Genomic DNA, 20,937 nt, shown 5'->3' on the forward strand with positions numbered 1-20,937 from the left:
CCGAAAAAGCCGCTTTCAACAGCGGCTTTTTTGCATCTGCGGTATCGCTTTTAGCATTGCCTGCCTATTCACGTTCAGTGGCACTAACTACGTTCGAGTTTTCAGCTTTTTAAAGTGTTAACTGTCAAGGGTAGTCATGATGCGTAGTCTTGAAATATTTCATCTAGCAACTCTAGAGGTTTTCAGACAATGTTTGTTGGTTGCTAACAAGCCTATTATAGCCAGTTGAATACGTGTTGGTTATTAATAACCTGTATCCTATTAGCTATTAATACCTGCGACATGCTCTTACCCTGGTTTTCTATAGCAGCTATCTGCATATGCGGGAGCTGATTAAATAACTCCATTCTAAAAGTAAATTACTTTAACTACTGGAGAATTAATTATGTGATAATTGAAAACAGCTATTAAATCACATACTTATTTTCCTTTAAATATTGCAACTATGCTATTGCCAGCTACATTCAAAGCTAAAACAGGTGTTTCTTATGAATGAGGTTTGCATGAAAAAAGTATATAAATTAAACTCCTTTTCTTGCTTCGTGGCAGCCATCAGCATTGGGTTTGTTTCAGCCTCACAAGCAGAGATAAATTATCGTTTCAATGGTTTTGGTACCATTGCTGTGGGCAAGGTTTTATCTGGCAGTACTGAACAAAGTAGTTACGTCAATTATACCTGCCCCTGCTTTATCACTGATTACAACAATGGTGGTATTTATCAGTCCAACGAGAACTGGAGCTTTAAGGAAGAAACTAGGGTTGGTGCACAATTAAATATTGATTTCACTGATAAATTATCTTTTGTTACCCAGGTGATGGCACGAGCTGTAGACAGTAAACTCAGTGTGGAATGGGCATACCTCTCCTATGATCTGAGCAATAAATTAACTTTTCAGGTTGGCCGTAAACGAATTCCACTCTATTACTACTCAGAATTTCAGGACGTCGGTTTTGCTTATGCTTGGCTACGGCCGCCACAAACCTTATACGGATGGGAGGCCAGTAATTACAATGGCGCTAATCTGCGTTTTTCAGACACTTTCAAAGATTGGGATATTACAGCAAATATTTATGCGGGAAGTGAAACGGTAAAAAATGCGCCATACAACGCCCTTTATGATGAGGTGCCGCAAGACAGCAAATGGACCAACATACGCGGCATAGATGTGGAGTTCACCAAAGATTGGTTTACTGCCCGTTTGATTTACATGACATCAAAAAACAGTACCACAGAACGACCTGACAGTAATGCGTTTTACAGCCCCGCTACAGATCAAACTGTCATGGGTCTGTCACTCAATGGTGATTTTGGTGACTGGTTTATCCTTTCTGAAATGAATGTCAACAAACGTGAAGATAAAGCAGATAACCTGACGATTCGCTCTCCAGCTTCTATGATTGGCGTGGGTTATCGAATTGGTAAGTGGACCCCATTTATTAGCTGGTCACGTTTCTGGGACAAATCAAATGATTTAGACCTTTATGAACCAGAACGTTTTACTGACAGCTCCATTACACTTCGTTACGACATAAACAATTCGAGCTCAATCAAAGCACAGGTTAACCGCCTAAAAGATAGTTCACTGTATAACTTTGTTGGCGACACGACTGTAGCCGCCTTGTCTTACGACTTCATATTTTAATAACATATTGTGGAGATAAGTATGAAAACACTTTTAGTACTGTTGCTTTTGACTTTTTCGATATCATTACAAGCGAACGTAGTCATAATTAGTCACCCTGATAACACCAATCAGTTAACCAAAGTTGAAATTCAACGTATTTATACTGGCAAAAGTAGCAGCTTTGCTAATGGGGATTCAGTGGTCCCATTAAATTTGAGCGATGCTGATCCAGCCAGAGCAAGCTTTGATGATAAAGCTCTGGGCCGGTCGTCTAGCCAAGTCAAAGCCTATTGGTCAAAATTGGTGTTTACTGGCAAAGGCACGCCACCACAAGAAGTGAGTTCCGAGCAGGAAATGATTAAATTAGTGAGCAGCAATCCGAATATTCTTGGTTATGTTAGCAGCGGTACAGATACTACTGGAGTAAAGGTACTATTAACCCTTGATTAATACTTGCTAGGCCCCTGAGGTTAAGCGTTTTGTAGGCCACTGTCGCAGCATACACGGGCTTCGTTATGACGAGTTGACGGTAAACCATTTGATGAAGCTGTAAATGGGTATGGCCTCACACAAGGGAGGGGTAGTGATAATCACGCAAAAAAGTGGCGTGAATATAGATTGGCCTTGTGATTCTTCCATTGAAAGCTCGGTGCTTTTTAACTAATTAAGGCCAAGGTTTTTTGCCTCAGCCACCGTTAAAAGAACATGCCGTCACCATAGCAACGGCAAAGTTCCAACTAATGGCTTTTTAACAAGTTTACGATTTCATTGGGTAATTCAATACTGGTCATATCCTCGTATGAGATACCTTGTGATGCGGTAGGCGGTACATAAACAATTGTCGTATCACTGAATTGTTATGTTAAAACTTTAAAGTTTCGACCCCTCGGATTTTTTGGCTTACCAATATGGGTCTTCGCGTTGCCGGATCTTTGTCCCAGAAGCGACTCATCATCTTCTCTGATACGAATATCATTAAATGCCTCTATCAGTATTTTACCAACAAAAATAATCGTTCTTGGTTTTCGTTCACGGATCAAAGCAAGCAAAGGGTCATTAAGCACCCTGGCTGTGGTGGCTCCAAATTCACAAAAAAGCCGCTTATTTAAGCGGCTTTTTTGTTTATCTGTTTTAAAAATGCGAACTTTAACGTTTGCCATCTAAAATTCGCACTATTTCTCGGGTGTGATGAAATAACTCAATTACCGTGCCTTCAATTTGGATGGTAATAATCCCATCGGCGTTAGGTTTTTTCAGTAAAGTACTACGGCGGTAATAATCGTCACTGAGATACTGCCCGGCCGAGAGTTTTTTCTGCCAGCCAGGAGGTAGTGGTTGACCTTTTTCCAACTTCTTCTCTAACCCCGGTGGTAAGCCTTTATCGTGATCAGGCTTAGCCATAACCAATTGACTAAACATTAAGGTTGAGGTGCACAGTACGATCATGAAAGTTTTCATTAAGATTTACCTGCTGACTATAGAACTTATGTTATAGCACGGTGGACTGAATGTCGCCTTAATAGCTGTTGCCTCAGCTGCAAGCTTTAGCTGAAATAACGTCTATACTGATTATCATGAGGTGTTGGGATTTGGGTTTAAACAATCGCTCACCTTAGAGATGCTGAAATGCCAATAAGCATATCAGGGATAATGTTGGTTCTGGTGTTATTCACTTTGCGACAATGCAAAGTGACGGGTTTGTTTCGCTGCTCAAGGGGGCATGATGCAATATGTCAGTTTAATCATGCGTTTAGCCTTGCTATTAGGTATGCTTTATCTATCCTCTGCATTTGCTGCGGCCAACAAGACATCCGCTAATTCGCCTGAGTTTAGTATTAAATCTATTCATATTGCTACCGATATCTGGCCGGGGTTTACCGAGCCGAACGAGCAAGGTGCTTATATTGATTTAATTAAGTTACTTTTTCCAACAGGCATCGATTTTGAAATAACCTATACCAGCTTTAATCGTACGGTAAAAATGGTAGAAGAGCAGCAGGCTGATATCGTATTGGGTATTAGCTTCAATGAGAGTTCACGGTTGTATCTTTCTGCACGGCCTTTTGATGTTGATCAGATTGCAGTACTGTTTAAACCTGGGCGTTTTAAGTTTGAAAAGTCAGAAGATTTTAAGAATTATCAACTAGTTATGCAGCGTGGTTATAATTATGATATCGCTTTGGGTATCAGTACACCGAGTTATGAGGTCGACAATATTATAACCGGTGTTGATCTGGTGAGAGCTGGGCGGGTAGATGCCTTTTTGGTAGAGAAAACCGAATTAGAGGGCAAGCTTAATGCCAATGAGCTGGCCGACATGGAATTGGTTTTTATTGCCGGAGAGCCAATTTTTATCGGCTTTGCGAAAAACGAACGGGGTGCCATATTAAAGGCTTGGTGGGATCAACAATTTCAGTTGTATTCGCAAAATGGCAAATTGTTATTATGGTATCAGCAACACCCTGGTATGACATTACCTTAAGCCTTGTGTTGTTTCAGATTGAATTTGGATATAAAAGTCTGTATGGCGAGTACGGGGTAGCCTATGACAAAAATTAATACCGCTGCTTCTGTAAGTTTTTTGTAGATAGCTTCGAGCGTGCTCGAGGTTAACCCTTCTTATTATCATAGGCTAAGAGGAAAGTTCAGGCCTTTGCAGGTTTTTACCTTTCCTCTCGCAAAATTTAATAGTATTTCAAGCCATCAGCCTTACCACGAAACGCATAATAGGCTACCGCGGTATAGGCCGCGATGATTGGAATAACAACTATAGCGCCAAAGAAGATAATAGTGAGTGATTCTTTCGAACTGGCTGCCTCGTATAAGGTTAGCTGGTTAGGCACCACAAACGGATAGAAACTTAGTGCCAGGCCGGCAAAACTAGATACAAATATTACCTTACAGATAAAGAATGGTAGCCAGGCGCCACGATCGTCCGGCAGCGGTAAACGTCTAAGTGCCAGGTAGCCTAAGGCGAACATCGCAAAACAGAGTAAGGGTATGGCAGCAAACAAATAAGCCAGAGGCGGCTCGGTCCATACCTGATACACATTAGCATTCACCAGCGGATTAATAGCACTAACCGCCAGAATACCGGCCAACGTAAAGACACCGGCACTTTTACATTGGCGCACAGCATGCCGTTGTAAGTCCCCGGTGGTTTTGCCGATTAACCAAGCATTGCCGATCATGGCGTAGGCTGCGGTAACACATAAACCGCTAAAACTGGCAAAGATCAAACTGCCTGGAGTGTACTCCAGCCCCATCACATAGATACCTAACATAAACCCCTGACTAAAGGTAGCCAGCAGAGAGCCGAATTTAAAGGTCCAGTCCCAGCGTATTTTACGTTTGGGTTTAACCTTGGCCCGAAAGTCGAAAGCCACACCGCGCAAAATCAAACCAATCAATAACAAGGTTGCGGGTAGATACAGCGCGTGCAAAATGGCACTGTGAGCGACCGGAAAGGCGACCAATAACAGACCAACCGCGAGTACCAGCCAGGTTTCGTTAGCATCCCAAAACGGCCCTATTGAGGCGATAGCGGTATCACGCCAGGCTTCATTTTGCATGGGTAGTGTGATACCAACACCCAAGTCATAGCCATCCAGAATGGCATACAGTAGCACCGCTAGTGCAGTGAGGGCCGCGAACACAAGTGCCAGATTTTCAGCAGTTAAGTAGCTCATTTTTCTTCTCCTACAGCCACTAGCTGGGTTTTCTGCTCTGGTAACCCTGGCAGAGACAGATCATATTCTTCCACTTCGATGGCACGCTTCGCCAGCCAGAATAAGGTTTTTATATAGGCCACCAGTAATACCACGTAGAGCACCAGATACATGATGAGCGTCAAAGCAACTTGTTCGCTGGCTACGGTGGTTACAGCGTCACGGGTTTTTAGCACACCATAAATCAGATAGGGTTGGCGCCCGATCTCCGTGACATACCAACCGGCCAAAGTGGCAATCCAGCCTGAGAAGGACATGCCGATGAGTACTTTATATTGCAGTTTGCTCAGCTCGCCAGTCCGGTATAGCCGGATACTGCACCACCAGGCGGTGATCAGCATTAGGATGCCGATACCGACCATCACCCTGAAACTGTAAAAAATGGGCGCCACAGGCGGATGCGCATCCGGGAAGTCACTGATCCCTTGCAACTCACCATTCAAATCATGGGTTAGGATCAAACTAGCCAGTTTCGGGATCTCAATCGCAAAGCGATTGGTCTGCGTTTGTGCATCTGGTATAGCAAATAATACCAGCGGTGCGCCTTGCTCTGTATGCCAGATCCCTTCCATGGCGGCGATTTTTTGCGGTTGATGCTCCAGCGTATTTAAACCATGCAAATCGCCGACAAAAGCTTGAGTAGGAGCCAAGATCGCCGCACTAAATAAGGCGGTTTTTAAGGTTAGCCGCGGTGCTTTCTTGTTATCGCCACGAGATAAGCGATAAGCTGATATTCCGGCAACTAAAAAACAAACGGTCAGCGCTGAGGCCAGCAGCATATGGCTAAAGCGATAGGGGAAAGACGGGTTAAAAATAATCGCTAGCCAATCAGTTGCATGAGCGATGCCATCACGCATTTCAAAGCCTACTGGCGTTTGCATCCACGAGTTAAGCACTAGGATCCAGAAAGCAGATAATGTGGTGCCAATGGCGACTAGCAGCGTAGCGAGCGTATGTAACCAGCGTGGTACCTTATTAAAACCAAATAGCATAATGCCCAGCATGGTCGCTTCCAGGAAGAATGCGGTGAGGATTTCATAGGCCAGCAGTGGGCCGGCAATATTACCTACCGTTTCCATAAAGCCGGGCCAGTTGGTACCAAACTGGAATGACATGGTAATGCCGCTTACTACACCCAGTGCAAAGGTTAAGGCAAATACTTTTACCCAAAAGCGATAAGCTCGCATCCAAACAGGATGTTGTGATAAATCAAAGCGGATCTTAAAGTACACCAGTAGCCAGCCAAGGGCGATGGTGATGGTGGGGAATAAAATATGAAAACTGATATTAGCAGCAAACTGGATGCGCGAAAGTAATAGCGTATCTAACATGGCAACCTCACTACAGCAGAACAAAATGGCGATAGCGGCTAAGCCTGTTTCGCCGGGTCTTTTTTACCTAAAAATTTATCGGTAAATTCCAACACCTTGCCTACGCCGGATCCCAGTTTCATTAGCGTATTCAGCTTTTCTGGCGACAGCGATTGTAGGCTTTGTGTCCATTCGGTGATGTTTTCCAATAAATCATGAATTTCGGTGATACGTTGCTGGGCAAAGGCTTCTTCCGGGTTGGCCGCTTCATCCATCATAATGTCGCGCAGCAAAGTAAGGGTAGGATCCATCTCGCGTTTGCGTCGTTCTTCAAATACCCGGTTGGCCATATCCCATATACTGCCGCGGGTATGATAAAATTCACGTCGCTCGCCCGGTTTGTGTTGCACCTGTACTAACTGCCAGCTGCCCAGTTCTTTTAAACCCATACTGACGTTACCACGTGAGATACCCAGTAAATCACCAATTTCATTAGCACATAATGGTTGTTCACTGATAACCAGCAAGGCGTAGATTTGACCAACAGTACGGTTAAAACCCCAGCGACTGCCCATTTCACCAAAGTGATAAACAAAAGATTCGATCATCGGTGTCATTTGCATAGTCTGTTCCTTATTGAACGTTCAGAATTTTCTGAAAGAATAATACAGGAAAAGCTTGACCGAGATCAATCTTTCTTTATGTTATTTACCTTGACCTTGACCTTGACCTTGACCTTGACCTTGACCTTTAGCAAAGCCTACAGCGCCATCAAAGGCACAAGGATTTTTTGTTTTGATTACATCGATGTCGCAGTCTGTTAATTTTTGGAGTAACTGCATAATATCGTGATGAATAATGGTGTGATATTGCTGATGGACAAAGATGTTGAGCATTTTCTGTGTGCGAGGAGTTGGTTTGTCGTGCGGCATAAAAATCACCCGTTAAGCATTGCAGCGCCTGTCTTTGTTACTTATCCATAAAACCGTTAGAATAAGCCAAGCCATAGGGCATTGGTTCGAATTACGCGAGGTTTATATAAGATGTCAACGCCAGCCGCTTTGCTAACGCTGCATCGCAAGGCGATGCAAATTGCACCTGCATTAGCTGCCGTCGGCATAGAGGTGCAAAGTACAGAGGCGTTTGATACCGACACCCTGGGAACCTTTGCTGGTGAAACGCCACGAACTTTAAGTCCATTAGCCTGTGCTCGTGCCAAAGCTCAACAAGCTATAGCGTTGACAGGTTTACCTCTGGGGATGGGAAGCGAAGGCAGTTTTGGCGGCGGCCCTATGCCAGGTTTTCTGAATTGGGATGAAGAACTGTTGCTGCTAATTGATAGCCGCACTGGGCAAGAAATCATAGCCGTTGCCGCAGGCCCAGTAGCTCTTAGCGCCGTTGAAAGTGATAATATTGCCGTATTGCAAGCCCATATCGCTAAGCATGACGCTGCACAAGGTTGGATTTTGCGTTATCCAGCGGGCTTAGTGAAAGGGTTAATAGGTGAGCAAGCGTTAGTGCAGGCGTTAATGCAGGCAGAAATTTATCAGGCAGGTGCTTTATTAGCAGAAAAAGTGCAGCTACAACCTGATTTTAGAGCCCATCTATGCCCCGCCAGGCAAGGTTACATTCAACAAGCTGCTGAGCAGTTAGCGCAGCGACTGTTGGCATTATGCCCAAGTTGTCAGGCGCCCGATTTCTGGCGTAAGCAGGCCGAACCGGGGTTACCCTGCGAACTATGTGATTACCCAACATCTCAGGTAAAATACTATATCAAAAGCTGCAATTGTTGTGGCCATAAAGAGCAAGAGGCCGCGGCAACTGTATTTGCGTCAGCTGTGCATTGCCCGTTATGTAACCCCTAAAGTAAGGAGTGGGTGTTGTCTGAAACCTTATTATTAGATGCCAACTTAACTGCTGAGGTTGAGTTAGCGGCACAGTTTTTATTACAAGGTAAGCTGGTGGCTGTTCCCACTGAAACGGTGTATGGCTTAGCGGCAGATGCTAGCCAGCCTGAAGCCGTGCGGCAAATTTTTGCGGCCAAAGGTCGCCCGGCCGATCACCCATTAATTGTGCATTTAGGTGATGTTACCGCCATGAGTGCCTGGGCAAAAAATATTCCGCCGCTGGCATATAAGCTGGCAGCTGCTTTTTGGCCAGGTCCTTTGACTTTATTACTACCCAAAGCTGATCATGTGAGCGCTGTGGTCACCGGTGGCTTAGACAGTATCGGTTTAAGAGTGCCTGCACATCCTGTGTTGTTAAAGCTCTTACAACAGCATCAACTGGCGGTAGCGGCGCCCTCTGCGAACCGCTATAAAAAGCTAAGTCCTACCAGCGCCCAGCAAGTATTGCATGGTTTGTCTGGCCGTATTGACGCCGTGCTGGATGGGGGCGATTGCCAGTTTGGGCTAGAATCTACTATTGTCAGTTTGTTGGATGATCGCGTAGAGATCTTAAGAGCTGGGCCTATTAGTAAGGCGGACCTAGAGGAGATGTTAGGCGTTGCAGTTAGCCATCCCAAGGCTCATCAAATAAAGGTTGCGGGAAATGTGAAAGCGCATTACCAACCGAATACGCCTTTGCGTTGCTTGTCCTATACCGAGTTAGTGCAGCATCTAAAAAATCAGCAAACGGCAAAGATCGTTGTATTGCATATGCAAGACTTACCCACGGAACTTTCATGGTTTGCTCATACTAAAATGCCGGCCACGGCGCAGGAGTACGGTCAACGTTTATATCGTGAGTTATTTGCAGCGGATCAAAGTGGTGCAGAGCTTATTTTACTGGAGATGCCGCCACAGAAGGCAGAGTGGGCGGCAGTGCAAGAGCGCTTAGCGCGGGCTGCACACTAGCCTTAGACAATGTTCAGCACGCCATTATTCCGCTCTTGGCAAGCCAATCACATGCACGGGGTATTCAGATGGCAATGTTACCTGACAGGCAACGGCCGAGTTTCGGTCTGCTTGCTGCGCGTTGAGGATCTGCTGTTGGCTATCCAGCAAATTACTATCCTGCGGGGCGATACTAAGGGCGGCGGTAATGAGTGATGTGGCGTGTTGATGGCAAGCCAGTTTACTTAACAAGATGGCGTAATTATTCAAATAAGCGATTTCTTGTTGGGCAACCGGCCAACCTTTAGCGAACCATTTTGCCGCAATTAATGGTGCATCTGAGAAGTAATAATTACCCAACAAGAAATAGGGTAACCAATAGTTAGGCCATTGTTCGCTAGCGGTCATCAGGGCAGCGATGCCTGCAGCAGTCTGTTGGGTATTCAGCAGATCCTGACAGGCTTTGGTGTAAATAAAAGGCTCAAGATGTTGGCTGGCCTTATCAGTAGGCAACATCGCTAGCATCCAATAGTTGCCGCGTTGCCAGGTGCGTTCAAAGGTAGAAAAATTAAGGCGATGCGCTGCTGTCACACCGGTATGTAAAATCACTTCCTGCGCGGTAATGTCATAGCCTATAACAACGGCATAATGCCATTGCGGTAACCAGCTAATCGAATTGTTCTGCAATACTATCACCGGGATATCGTCGGCGATCAGGCTTAATAGTTGGCTCATATTGCCGCGTTGCTCATAGGCTAGTAAGCCCAGTTGCCGAGTCGCTGCGGCCATTTCAATTTGCAAAGTACCCTGTAAGCCGGGAGTAAAGGTGTTGGGCGCAATGTCCGTCGGGCTTATTTCCAGCCCGTAAAAACCAGCCACCTCAGAGAGGGTAGTGGGACCGCAAAAGTATGCTTGCTGTGGGTAAAAGGGCACCTGAGAAATCACATGCTGCCTTACAATATCTGGCGGCGATGCCAGTAATTGTTTGGTTTGCACAGGCGTTTGACACCCAGTCAGGCTGATTAACGAAGTTAACAGCAAACCAGCCCAAAAGCTGGCTTGCCAAAGTAAACGCATCAAGTCTTGTTAACTAATAGGACGGATAAAAGGGTAAACGTCGGTTATCCCCATCAAATCTAGAACTGCTATCACAACTAATACCGTAATAATGGTACCTACAATGCCGCCAGCAGGCATCTCGTTAAGTTGCTCATTAAAAGCGATTAGCTCACTGTTCGTCATATTGGCAATACGTTGTTTAGCGTCAGTTGGGCTTACACCAAGTTGCGTCAGCTTGTGTTGTACTTCATCGCTATCAATAAAGGACAATAATTGTTGTTGATTGTATTGCTGCTGCTGAGTTGCAATCACCTGATCTGAACCTATGACTCCTGCCGTTGCCTGGCTTAAACCACAGCAAATTATCATTATGGCCATACCGGCTTTTACCAAGTTATTTATCATTCGTATCTCCTCGAACCTATTGTTTGTATTAAGGGTTAGTGTTTGCTCAGCTTTGCTGCGTGGAAATATGAAAACATGGCAACGCATGATCAGAGCACCATATAGTTGAAAATGTGAGTTTTCGGGCTCTCTTTAAGATGTGAGTTTTCAGGCTCTCGCTGGTATTGACTCTTTACCCTATCTGGCACTCTGCTAGAGAGTAGTCGACTTATCTCAGTTAAGCAATGAGCGACAGGCGCTATGTTGCAATCATTTCTAGTAAGAGTGATCGGGTTAAGCCGTTGCCTGTATAAAGGCACGTAACAATAACACCAGTTGTTGTTGCTCAGTATGACTTAAACCATTGAGTAATTGTTGTTGAGTAGCAACATGAGCGACTAATGCCTGCTCTATCACGGTCTTGCCGTTTGCGGTTAGGGTTACTTCGATACTGCGTTTATCATTGCTGGCACAACTGCGGGTAATAAAACCCTGTTTTTCGAGTGACTGTAGTCTACTGGTTAAAGAACCAGAGGTGATCAGAGTTTGTGCTAACAATTGATTTGGAGTTAATTGATAGGGTGCGCCGCTGCGGCGCAGCGTTGCCAGCACGTCAAAACCCGCATCGGTTAATCCAAACTGACGAAAATTAGCACTCATCCCTTGGCTTAGCCGTTTATGTACTATTTGCAAGCGGCCAATCAGTGCCATGCTGGAAGTATCAAGCGCCGGTATTTCAGTGGCCCAGGCTTGCTGAATACGGTCAAGTTCGTCCATGGCAAGGTTTCCTCTTAACTTTGTCTTGAATTCAAGGTAAATCTGAATTATCTTGAATTCAAGATAATAAACTATAGGCATGCATTATAATGCGATATTGGGCTTTAGTGGCAGTGCCGACAGTGTTAACTGCGGCATTTTTTTATGCAGCAAGTGACAACCGTCACGAGGTCAGTGCGCAAGACTTTGTCAATTTACAACAAGGTAATGCGATACAGCCAGGGTTTCGGCGGGCACATGCCAAGGGTTTTTGCGTCAGCGGTGACTTTATTTCTTCCGGGACTTTGGCGGAATATTCGAGTGCTCAGGTATTTCAAGCCGGGCAGTATCCTTTTATCGGTCGCTTTTCTGTCGCCGGCAATAATCCTACCGCGCCAGATCTGAAAGCTCCGGTACGCAGTTTAGCCTTAACTTTGCTACCGGAAACGGCTGAGCAATGGCGTACGGCTATGAATACGCCTCCGGTTTTAGCCGTGGGAACACCAGAAAAGTTCTATCAGCAATTATTAGCCTTACAAAATAATACGATTGCGGAATTTTTTGCGGCCCACCCAGAAACCGCGGCCTTTCGCAATTGGCGTGCTAGTTATCAGCCAACGCTAAGTTACGCCACTGAGCAGTATCACAGTATCAATGCTTTTTATTTAATTAATGCTGCCGGAAAGCAACAAGCGGTACGCTGGGCTGCTGTGCCAACAGTTGGCGCGGCAAATCAACTGCCTGATCCTGAGGCGGTTGACGCTTTACAGCAAGAGTTGTTCGCCAGGCTAAGTGACGGGCCGGTGATCTTTGATCTGGTGTTCTCGTTGGCAACCAGCGCTGATGATGAGAATGACGCGACCATAATATGGCCAGACACCAACCCGCAGCTTATTGCTGGCCAGTTGCAGATCAAGCAGGCAACAGAGCAAAGCAACGGGCAGTGCAATGCGATAAATTTTGATCCCTTAGTGCTGCCACGCGGTATCTTGCCCAGTGCGGATCCTATTCTGCGGGCACGCGGTGCAGCCTATGCTGAATCACATCGGCGCCGGGCACGCGAGGTGCTGCTTAACACTGCAACAGGTGCGCATCATGAATAATCCTACCGTTTACCCCTTAGCCATGCGTGTAGTGCATTGGTTAATGGCAGCGTTGATTTTATCCTTATTGTTTGTCGGTTTAAGTATGGTCACCAGCTTGGGCCTGTGGCAATACCAATTATTAACCTGGCACAAGGCCGCCGGTTTGGTTGCAGCCGTAGCTGTGGTGTTACGCCTTGCTATCCGACTAAGACTCAATACGCCAAGACTGCCAGAAAACATGCCGAAATTGCAGCAATTTGCAGCTAAATTAACGCATTTAGCGTTTTATTTGTTATTACTATTAATGCCGGTTACCGGGTATTTAATGCAAAATGCTGCCGGGCGTCCAATTAATGCCTTTGGTATTATGTTGCCTCAGCTGATCCCAACGGATTTAGCTTGGTACGGCTTATTTCGGGAATTACATGCCTGGTTTAGTGTGTTGCTCATCTTATTGATTATATTGCATATCACTGCGGCGTCTTATCATGGGCTGATAAAGCGTGATGGTGTACTGCGCAGTATGATAAGAAAGTAATTAGGTTCCCACCGGTTATCTCAATTCCAAATTAGTGCAGCCTAAGGTTTTTATAGGCTGCACTAACTTAACTGCTGTTTGCCTCTCTGAACGTCTAACGCTGGTATTTGGTCATGTTATATCGACCATGTCTTGCGGTATACGAATTGTATTTTGGTGCTGGCTAACCGTATGTGGGACATCACCATTGCACTGGCACAAATGTTTAAGCCCACATCACCGCAATAGCAGCCAGTACAATTAAAGCCAAGCCGCCGTGATCCGCTTTTTGTAGTTTTTCTTTAAAGAAAAATGCCGAGATCAGCAGCATAAACAGTACTTCAATTTGTCCCAGGGTTTTCACCAGAGCGACAGACTCTAAGCTCATGGCAGTAAACCAGCCGATAGAGCCAATACAACTGGTTACACTGACCAGCAGGGTGAGTTTAGGGCGTTGCCATAGCGCGACTAAGGTGTGGCGATCACGCCAGGCCAAGTAAGTTAGCAGTAACAGGCTTTGCAATAAGATCACCACCAACAATACCCAGGCAGCGCCATGCGGAAAGGGTAAGCCTAATACCAGACTAGCCTGCCGCACCCAAAGCGAGGTGAGCGCAAAAGCGAGGCCGCTGCTTAATCCAAGCAGCATGACCGGCCATGAGAGTTGCCTGAAGCTGGCGCCACTTAACAAAAATACCGCAGCAGCCCCCAGCAGCACGCCAATCCAGCCTAACCAACTTAGAGACTCACTAAAAAAGGCCACACCAAGCACCGCGGCTAAAATGGCTTCACTTTTTGCTAAGCCAGCACCAATAGCATAATTGCGCAGTTTAAACAGTTTTACCATTAATGCCGTTGCCAGTATTTGCGCCAATGCGGCCCCAACAATAAAGAGCGCGAATTTGCCGTTAAACTGCGGCAAGGCAACCGGTTGCCAATGATACAGACCTGTTAAATATAACGCTGCCAAGGGTGAGGCCCAGATAAAACGCGCCAATGTCACACCAGCAACACTGACATCTTTACTCAGTTGTTTTTGAAATGCATTGCGCCAAGCCTGCATAAAGGCGGCGAGTAAGGTAAAAGGGATCCAAAGCACGGAGCATACTCAAAGGCCGTAAAGATGGCTATGCTAGCAGTGTTCGACGCCACCGCAAAGCTAAGAGCGTCATATTGTTGTAGAAATGCGGTTATTTACTCTGTCCTAATCTATCAACCAAGCTAGTACGTAGTTTACAGCAGCTGTATCCGGTCTGGTGCGAGTTGATTTAACGAGATGCTGCCTCAGGAGTTTAACCATGTTTATTTTGCTAAGTGCTTTAATGTTAAGCGCCGTTGGTATGGCGTTATATCGGGTATGGCGTAATTTGCGCAAAGAGCAGTTACTCTATCAGCGGGTCGCCAGCCATGCCCATAAAACCTTAAGTGATAAAGCCTTGCAAAAAGCACTAGCAGAAGCCGATGCCTGTGGGCTCGGCGCTGATTTCCGGGATTACCTGCATGGCATTAGCAAGCATACCGGGCAGCGCCGGATAAAAGTAGGGCATCTATTGTGGATTTTTGAGCAATTAGAAGCCGGGGAACGTTTTCATAGCAACTTGTCGATCCCCGATTACTAAGCAAACAAGCCTGCCATTATGCCTTTGTAATCACACCTAGCTTACGTTTTTTACAGGCATTTCTGCGGTGCGCTTTTTAAGTGCCATGTTGCTCTGGTTACCTCTTAAAGCGTAAAACGATACTGATATGGTGCTAATGGCGTAAGGTTGCCATTTTGATAAGTGTCTACGACTACAGTACCATCAGCTTGCACATGGAACACTCGGTACATCGGCGTATGCTGGCTCTCATCAGGTATTTTTGTGCGCTCCAGTGCCGGAATATGCAAATAGTGCACGCCGTTCAGCTGCAGTGAATGTTTAACTCTTGGCATATCCATATGTAAATCACCCGAGATTACCGCCCGTACGTTAGGTTGGTTAAGTACCTCGCTAACAAAACCTGGATGGCTGATACCTTTATCGGCGTTTTCTTTAAAAACACCTTGTTGCGCACCATGTACCACTAACAACACCGGTTTTGGTGCCAGTCGCGACACTTCGTTTTTTAGCCAAGCAATCCCCTCATCATTAAAATCACGGCTAAAATCTGGTGAGGCCAAGACCAGCGCCACCTGCTCAAATTCTAGCGTATAGCGAATACTATCAATAGTGGTTTTGCCCTGGTTCCACTTATTGGCAAAGGTTAAAAACCGCTCAGGCGTGCTGCCATATTCTTCATTGCCCATAATAGGGTAAAAAGGCAGTTGCAGCGCTTGTAATACTGGTGTGGCTTGCTCGTATTGCAGCAAGGTGCCTTTGTGCGCGATATCACCCACACCCAGCACAAACTGTAAATTCAACTGTGGTGTTAAGGTGTTGATATCGGCGACGGCTTGCGCCATATGCGGGAATTCGGCTTTGGGTTTGGGTTCGGCATCGCCCAGTACCGCAAAGCTGATGCCAGAACCCGTGGCTTCAGAAGAGTAAGCACTATTGAACGCAGTAAGAAGCAGTATGCTGGTACTCAGCAAGAGAGTTGATAAGAACTTCATGATATTTCCTTTTGAAAACAAGTTAAAAAGAGATTGGTGTTAGTGCTTTGGCACTGCTTGGCAACATGCCTGTCCAGCGTTTAAAAGCGCGCCGAAAATTATGTTCATCCGAGTAACCAAGTTGTTCGGCTAGCTGCCGGTTTGAGTAGTTACCCTGTAGTAACAATAAATGTGCTTTGTCACGGCGCACTTCATCGGCTATGGCGGCAAAATTGGTATTATGTTGTTGCAACAAACGCTTTAAAGAGCTGCAGCTTAAGCCTAGCAAAGCGGCAGCGTCTTCTATTCCCAATTGTCGTGGTAAGGCCCGGTCAATTTGGCGTTGCAAATGTTCTAACAGGCCACGCTGAGCAGGTAATCGTTGATTGAGTTGATAGCACGCCTGACGGTATTGTTGAAACCTATGCGGGTTGCTATCTGCAAAAGATTGATGCCAATAAGCCAGTGGGATAAGGATCGCATCAAACTGCTGATTAAAACTCACTTGGCATTGCCAGTGAGCCTTAAATAGTTGCTCGTTAGCTGGAGTTGCTTGCTTTAATAAAACGTGCAGCTGGCTACTATCAGCAAGCTGTTGTCGAATCAGTTTCACCAGAAAGGAAATCGCCAAGATGCTGATAAAATGTTGTTGTACGCCAAGTGCGATAGCAGGTTTAAAGCTTAGCATCAGTTTGTTATCTATACGTTTTATCTTAGGATAAAGGGCAGGAAGGAGCTGATGCCGAAAATAGCATAATTGCTTAAGGCTCTGCGCTAGGTTGGCCGCCACAGCAATGCTTTGACATAAGGCAATATTACGATGATTTAATACGCTATCAGCTAACAGAAATGGTAGTTCCGGGCTTTGCAACTGTTGGCAATGGCTAAGCAATTTTAGCCAATCGCGATGATGGCAGCGACTCTGCGGATTCATTAAATCTTGCTCAAAAATACTGGTGCCGCTAAGCAGTTTATGCAGTTGGCCGCCACGCCGTTGTGCTAGCTGTAATACTGCAGTTGGGCCGTGCCTCAACAACAGATTCTTATCAGTAAAACTAAAGTGAGTTGTCATCCACAGCACCTAAGATGGCAGCAAAACCGAAGGCGCTATGCCAGCTTTACTGGCCTTTAGCATTTCCTCGGTTTCTTGCAGTGCCTGTTTCGCTGTTAATCTAGTTATCTCATTGACCACAATATCAATTTTCAGGTTGCTTTCATGGTGATTAAGCTTAGTGAGATGCTGCTGCATATGCTGGGCAAAAATCTTAGCTTGCTGCAGGCTAGTGTTAGCTAAAAGGATAACAAAACGATCGCCAACATAGCGGCATAGCACATCTGAAGCTCGCAGTTGGCTGGAGCAAAGCTCTGATAGCTTAATCAGGTAATCATCGCCAGCGGCAGCACCGTACTGGCGGTTGAAGGCAGAGAATTGCCGGATATTAAGCATTAATAAGCTTAGAGAACGTTGCTCAGCGCGATGCAACTCAAGGTCGCGAGCCAGTACAGCATATAAATAATCAACGGCATAAAGTTTAGTGAGAGGGTCAAGCAGGCGATGATCTCTTAACAGCAACTCCCGGCCCTGTAACTGTCGGTTTATCACGCGCTGCTCCCGATGCCAACCGATTAAGCCGTAAGTTAGTGCCAGCATACCAATTGGTGCAGGCAATGACTCAAGCCAGCTCATGGTTCTGATGTGTGCTGGGTAACGGATAAACTCATCTAATAAATCCAGAAAAAATGAACATACCAATAGCAAACTGCCGTAATAAAGCCATTCAGTTACTCTACCTGCAGGTCTGCTGCTGATAATTAAAGTTAGCCACAAAATAGCAACCAATAACACTATGCCTTCACCTAATACATCAAACCAATCAATTTCAGCTGGGCTTTTCGTTACCCCTAAAGTTAACGCCAGCATTAAACCTGCGCTAAGCAATGGCAAAGGAAGGTTAATTTTAAGCAAGTGTTGTCGCCACATTGTCATGTACACCATGAAAAGCTATCGATAAGCTTTTGCTGCTAAAGGCCGCAAGAGCAAAAGAGCCCACAGTGTGAAAAAGCTGTATGACAAAACGATGACAAAGAGCTGATTAGCCGCTTGTCTGGTGGGCTAAGCTGACCCGGGTCATTTAAGCTCAAGCTAAATAAGTGTTGTCGCTTTTTTGTCATATTCCAGCGGCACAGTAGTAAGCCTAAAAGAACGCATTTCATTAATAGGGCTTACTGAGTTATGACTGCTTTATATCGACCAACCTTTACTAAAAGTGTGCTAGCTGCGGCTATTGCTATAGCGTGTTTAGCGCCGGCGACATTAATGGCACAAGGCGTAGATGTGCCTTTAAATGTTGCGGTAACAGCAATAGATGGCCAAGGGATCCGCGGTCAGCTAAGCGATGATCGCAATGTACTTTTACAGGGTGCCCAAGTGCGAATTATTGGCGGCAACCGTGAAACCAGTACAGATGGCCAAGGCCGCTTCCGTTTTGATAATCTAGTGCCAGGCAGCTATCAGCTTGAGATCCGTTATCTTGGCTATGCGCCAAAAAGTGTGGATGTGGTCGTTACTGCAGAGCGTGGTGCTGAGCTCACCTTACGCTTTGCCAGCAACGAAGTAGAAGTAATGCATATTGTCGGTAGCCGCGATGCGCAGTCTCGGGCCCTAAATATTCAGCGGGCGTCAGATAATTTAAAATCGGTGGTGTCATCAGACTATTTGGGCCGTTTCCCGGACGATAACGTTGCTGAAGCCATGCAGCGTTTGGTAGGCGCTTCTATTCAGCGTGACCAGGGCGAAGGTAAGTACGTTAACGTACGTGGTGCGCCGCTGGAATTTACTAATGTCACTATAGATGGCGTTAATGTGCCCTCACCAGATGGCGGTACCCGCGCTGTTGACTTAGACACTATTCCATCAGATATCATTTCTATTCTGGAGCTGACCAAAGCCATTACCCCGGAAATGGATGCCGATGCCATTGCCGGAAATATCAATATTATTACCCAAGGCGCACTGGATGCCAAAGGCCGTATTTTACGTGGCAAAATTTCTGGTGGTAAAAACGAAAAAGGTAGTGGCGATGCTTATAAAGCGAGCCTAACGTTTGGTAATAAATTTGGTGAAAACGAGAACGCCGGTTTTATTTTTTCAGCCAAGCATAGTGAAACTAATCGGGTTACCGACAATGTTGAACATGGTTGGATGGAGTTAGACAATGGCAATTTCGTGCCTGAATTTACTGAATTCAAAGATTACGAAACTAAGCGTATTCGTACTGGTTTAAGCGGTCGCTTTGATTTCAGGATTGATGACAACAAGCATTTTTTCTTCTCACACAACTATTCACGGTTTGAAGATAACGAATTTCGCGATACGTTGGTCGTAGAGTGGGAGCGTCATACCGAGCAATCTAATCAAACGTCTGGCGTGGCGGGTCGTGCTACCTTTGAAAAAGAGTTACGGCACCGTACCTTTATCAATACCATTAATACCACGGTATTGGGTGGCCGTATCATCATGGATACCTATACGGCGGATTTCCAGGCGTCTTACGCATCTGCTGAGCAAGCTTACCCAAATCGGGATTATTTATTGTACCGTGAAGCAACCCGGCCTCGCGTGGCTTATGATTTTAGTAACCCGGACTTACCCAGCTATCAAATTTTAAACAGTGCTGGCGAAGTGGTGCGTACTGACTTTAACTTTGCACCTTCAGCAATGAACTGGCGCCGTTATGAGCGTCGCACCGGTGGTGCAGAAGAAACAGAGCAAGCTTATTCGTTTAATATTACTCGGCCAGGTCAATGGGGCGAAGCTTACTCAGAGCTGAAGTTTGGTGCTAAAGCTCGCTTAAAAGATAAGTCGAACGATGAAAACCGTTTCCGTAACAGTGTTGGCGCCAACGCACCAAGCTATGCTGACGTCATCATAGATAAACAGTCACTGCCGTTTGATGGTTATTACAACAATGGCCCTAAACTGCAACGTGATTTTGTCTCGGCTTATCGCAATATTTTTGAAAATGCCGACTTCTTAGATCGCGGTGCGCCGTCTATTACCGGCGATTATAAAGCCGGTGAAGATATTCTAGCGGCTTACGTACAAAACAAGCTGGAATGGGAAAATACCACTGTGTTGTTTGGTGCTCGGGTCGAGCAAACCAAAAACAGCGGGGAAGCCTTTGAATATGATTTAGATACGGATACGGCTACCCTGGTTGATGCGAGTAAAAGCTATACCAACTTCTTCCCAAGCGTGCATTTACGCCAGGAACTGGATAATGGCGTTATTGTAAAAGCAGCGTACAGCACCGGCTTAAGACGGCCAAATTTTGCCGATTTAGTGCCCTATTTCATTATTGAAGATCGTGAATCCGGCCGTGGTACTGTGGATATTGGTAATATCGATTTAAAACCAACTTATTCGCATAACCTGGATTTAACCGGTGAATTTTATATTGCACCAGTAGGCTTAATTTCAGCCGGGGTGTTTTATAAAAAGCTGTCGGATCCGATATTTAAAGCCCGTAGCGAATTTGTTGGTGGTGAATTTGATGGCTTTAGAATGGTACGGCCAGAAAACGGCAACAGCGGCTACCTATATGGTCTGGAGTTGAACTGGCAGCAGTCGTTAAACTTTTTACCGGGTGCCTTAAGCGGTTTAGGCTTTATTGCTAACTATACCCATACCAAGTCTGAAGCAGACTTACCTTTTGGTATCGGCAAAACCGAGCTAAATGGTACCAGTCGTCATACCTTAAATCTGGCGTTGCAGTATGACATCGCTAAATTCAGTACCCAGTTAGCCTATAACTACCGTTCTGAATATATCGATGCTTTTGATACGGCTAACCCAGGCTTAAATGTGTACTGGGATGGTCGTGGCACGCTCGATTACACGGCAAGCTATAAGTTAACCAAAGACTTATCGGTATTTTTAGAAGCCACTAACCTGACGGATAGCAAAGCGATTCGTTATCAGGGTGAGCGCAACCGGGTGTATGAGCATGAGCAATTTGGTCGTGCCTGGCAGGTCGGGGTAAGTGGTAAGTTTTAAACACGCCGTAT

22 protein-coding genes are annotated in these 20,937 nt (G+C 45.6%); 9 read left to right on the forward strand and 13 right to left on the reverse strand.

Annotation, left to right across the window (positions count from 1 at the left end; translation table 11 throughout):
• The first annotated feature begins 503 nt into the window (after positions 1-503).
• A complete protein-coding gene (locus IE163_RS01870) occupies positions 504-1,643 on the forward strand; it encodes a hypothetical protein (protein ID WP_189429554.1) in 1,140 nt (379 codons plus the stop codon).
• Between the two features lie 21 nt (positions 1,644-1,664).
• Positions 1,665-2,075: a type 2 periplasmic-binding domain-containing protein gene (locus IE163_RS01875; RefSeq protein ID WP_189429556.1), complete on the forward strand. Its 411-nt coding sequence runs from the start codon at positions 1,665-1,667 to the stop codon at positions 2,073-2,075.
• A gap of 407 nt (positions 2,076-2,482) precedes the next feature.
• On the opposite strand, the gene IE163_RS01880 is transcribed toward IE163_RS01875, so the two are convergent.
• Positions 2,483-2,785: a hypothetical protein gene (locus tag IE163_RS01880; protein ID WP_189429558.1), complete on the reverse strand. Its 303-nt coding sequence runs from the start codon at positions 2,783-2,785 to the stop codon at positions 2,483-2,485.
• Positions 2,772-3,083, reverse strand: coding sequence for a hypothetical protein (locus tag IE163_RS01885; protein ID WP_189429560.1), 312 nt, complete (start codon positions 3,081-3,083; stop codon positions 2,772-2,774). Before IE163_RS01885 ends, IE163_RS01880 begins: the two co-directional genes overlap by 14 nt.
• A gap of 262 nt (positions 3,084-3,345) precedes the next feature.
• Here IE163_RS01885 and IE163_RS01890 point away from each other — a divergent pair, with 262 nt between their 5' ends.
• Positions 3,346-4,107, forward strand: coding sequence for a substrate-binding periplasmic protein (locus IE163_RS01890; protein WP_189429562.1), 762 nt, complete (start codon positions 3,346-3,348; stop codon positions 4,105-4,107).
• A 202-nt stretch (positions 4,108-4,309) separates the two neighbouring features.
• Here IE163_RS01890 and cydB read toward each other — a convergent pair whose 3' ends face one another.
• From cydB to IE163_RS01910, 4 genes are all read right to left on the reverse strand, one after another.
• Positions 4,310-5,314 (reverse strand): cytochrome d ubiquinol oxidase subunit II, encoded by a 1,005-nt coding sequence (gene cydB / locus IE163_RS01895; RefSeq protein ID WP_189429564.1) that lies wholly within the window; start codon positions 5,312-5,314, stop codon positions 4,310-4,312.
• A complete protein-coding gene (locus tag IE163_RS01900; protein WP_189429566.1) occupies positions 5,311-6,684 on the reverse strand; it encodes a cytochrome ubiquinol oxidase subunit I in 1,374 nt (457 codons plus the stop codon). The genes cydB and IE163_RS01900 overlap by 4 nt, the downstream gene beginning before the upstream one ends.
• A 38-nt stretch (positions 6,685-6,722) precedes the next feature.
• Positions 6,723-7,286: a GbsR/MarR family transcriptional regulator gene (locus IE163_RS01905; protein WP_189429568.1), complete on the reverse strand. Its 564-nt coding sequence runs from the start codon at positions 7,284-7,286 to the stop codon at positions 6,723-6,725.
• A gap of 81 nt (positions 7,287-7,367) precedes the next feature.
• Positions 7,368-7,595 carry a hypothetical protein gene (locus tag IE163_RS01910; protein ID WP_189429570.1) on the reverse strand — a complete coding sequence of 76 codons (228 nt, stop codon included), beginning with the start codon at positions 7,593-7,595 and terminating at the stop codon, positions 7,368-7,370.
• A 111-nt stretch (positions 7,596-7,706) separates the two neighbouring features.
• Between IE163_RS01910 and IE163_RS01915 the strand changes: the two genes are divergently transcribed.
• Together IE163_RS01915 and IE163_RS01920 are read left to right on the forward strand one after the other, a co-directional pair.
• Positions 7,707-8,528: a DUF6671 family protein gene (locus tag IE163_RS01915; RefSeq protein WP_189429573.1), complete on the forward strand. Its 822-nt coding sequence runs from the start codon at positions 7,707-7,709 to the stop codon at positions 8,526-8,528.
• 15 nt (positions 8,529-8,543) lie between these two features.
• Positions 8,544-9,518, forward strand: a complete 975-nt coding sequence (locus IE163_RS01920) for an L-threonylcarbamoyladenylate synthase (RefSeq protein ID WP_189429575.1) — start codon at positions 8,544-8,546, stop codon at positions 9,516-9,518.
• 24 nt (positions 9,519-9,542) lie between these two features.
• On the opposite strand, the gene IE163_RS01925 is transcribed toward IE163_RS01920, so the two are convergent.
• The 3 genes from IE163_RS01925 to IE163_RS01935 all read right to left on the reverse strand — a co-directional run bounded on the left by IE163_RS01925 (position 9,543) and on the right by IE163_RS01935 (position 11,717).
• Entirely contained in the window at positions 9,543-10,574 is a 1,032-nt protein-coding gene (locus IE163_RS01925; RefSeq protein WP_189429577.1) for a PA2778 family cysteine peptidase, read from the reverse strand.
• Positions 10,575-10,583: 9 nt separating this feature from the next.
• Entirely contained in the window at positions 10,584-10,961 is a 378-nt protein-coding gene (locus IE163_RS01930; RefSeq protein ID WP_189429579.1) for a PA2779 family protein, read from the reverse strand.
• A 273-nt stretch (positions 10,962-11,234) separates the two neighbouring features.
• Complete coding sequence (locus IE163_RS01935) at positions 11,235-11,717, reverse strand: MarR family winged helix-turn-helix transcriptional regulator (RefSeq protein ID WP_189429581.1); 483 nt, start codon at positions 11,715-11,717, stop codon at positions 11,235-11,237.
• An 89-nt stretch (positions 11,718-11,806) separates the two neighbouring features.
• Here IE163_RS01935 and IE163_RS01940 point away from each other — a divergent pair, with 89 nt between their 5' ends.
• Together IE163_RS01940 and IE163_RS01945 are read left to right on the forward strand one after the other, a co-directional pair.
• On the forward strand, positions 11,807-12,799 hold the full coding sequence (locus IE163_RS01940; RefSeq protein WP_189429583.1) for a catalase family peroxidase: 993 nt from the start codon (positions 11,807-11,809) through the stop codon (positions 12,797-12,799).
• Positions 12,792-13,319, forward strand: coding sequence for a cytochrome b (locus tag IE163_RS01945; RefSeq protein ID WP_189429585.1), 528 nt, complete (start codon positions 12,792-12,794; stop codon positions 13,317-13,319). The genes IE163_RS01940 and IE163_RS01945 overlap by 8 nt, the downstream gene beginning before the upstream one ends.
• A gap of 205 nt (positions 13,320-13,524) precedes the next feature.
• Here IE163_RS01945 and IE163_RS01950 read toward each other — a convergent pair whose 3' ends face one another.
• The gene (locus IE163_RS01950) at positions 13,525-14,397 is read right to left on the reverse strand and encodes a DMT family transporter (protein WP_189429588.1); all 873 of its coding nucleotides are present in this window, start codon (positions 14,395-14,397) and stop codon (positions 13,525-13,527) included.
• 199 nt (positions 14,398-14,596) lie between these two features.
• On the opposite strand from IE163_RS01950, the gene IE163_RS01955 reads away from it, so the two are divergent.
• A complete protein-coding gene (locus IE163_RS01955) occupies positions 14,597-14,917 on the forward strand; it encodes a hypothetical protein (RefSeq protein ID WP_189429589.1) in 321 nt (106 codons plus the stop codon).
• A gap of 104 nt (positions 14,918-15,021) precedes the next feature.
• On the opposite strand, the gene IE163_RS01960 is transcribed toward IE163_RS01955, so the two are convergent.
• Genes IE163_RS01960 through IE163_RS01970 form a run of 3 tightly spaced genes read right to left on the reverse strand, consistent with a single transcriptional unit; the run spans position 15,022 to position 17,857 of the window.
• The gene (locus tag IE163_RS01960) at positions 15,022-15,891 is read right to left on the reverse strand and encodes a metallophosphoesterase family protein (protein ID WP_189429591.1); all 870 of its coding nucleotides are present in this window, start codon (positions 15,889-15,891) and stop codon (positions 15,022-15,024) included.
• Between the two features lie 22 nt (positions 15,892-15,913).
• Positions 15,914-16,942, reverse strand: a complete 1,029-nt coding sequence (locus IE163_RS01965) for an AraC family transcriptional regulator (protein WP_189429593.1) — start codon at positions 16,940-16,942, stop codon at positions 15,914-15,916.
• Positions 16,943-16,951: 9 nt separating this feature from the next.
• Positions 16,952-17,857: a GGDEF domain-containing protein gene (locus IE163_RS01970; protein ID WP_229833397.1), complete on the reverse strand. Its 906-nt coding sequence runs from the start codon at positions 17,855-17,857 to the stop codon at positions 16,952-16,954.
• A 246-nt stretch (positions 17,858-18,103) separates the two neighbouring features.
• On the opposite strand from IE163_RS01970, the gene IE163_RS01975 reads away from it, so the two are divergent.
• The gene (locus IE163_RS01975; protein WP_189429595.1) at positions 18,104-20,926 is read left to right on the forward strand and encodes a TonB-dependent receptor; all 2,823 of its coding nucleotides are present in this window, start codon (positions 18,104-18,106) and stop codon (positions 20,924-20,926) included.
• Positions 20,927-20,937 lie beyond the last annotated feature (11 nt).

The organism is Alishewanella longhuensis, from assembly GCF_014653435.1.
In the GTDB taxonomy this organism is placed as follows: domain Bacteria; phylum Pseudomonadota; class Gammaproteobacteria; order Enterobacterales; family Alteromonadaceae; genus Alishewanella; species Alishewanella longhuensis.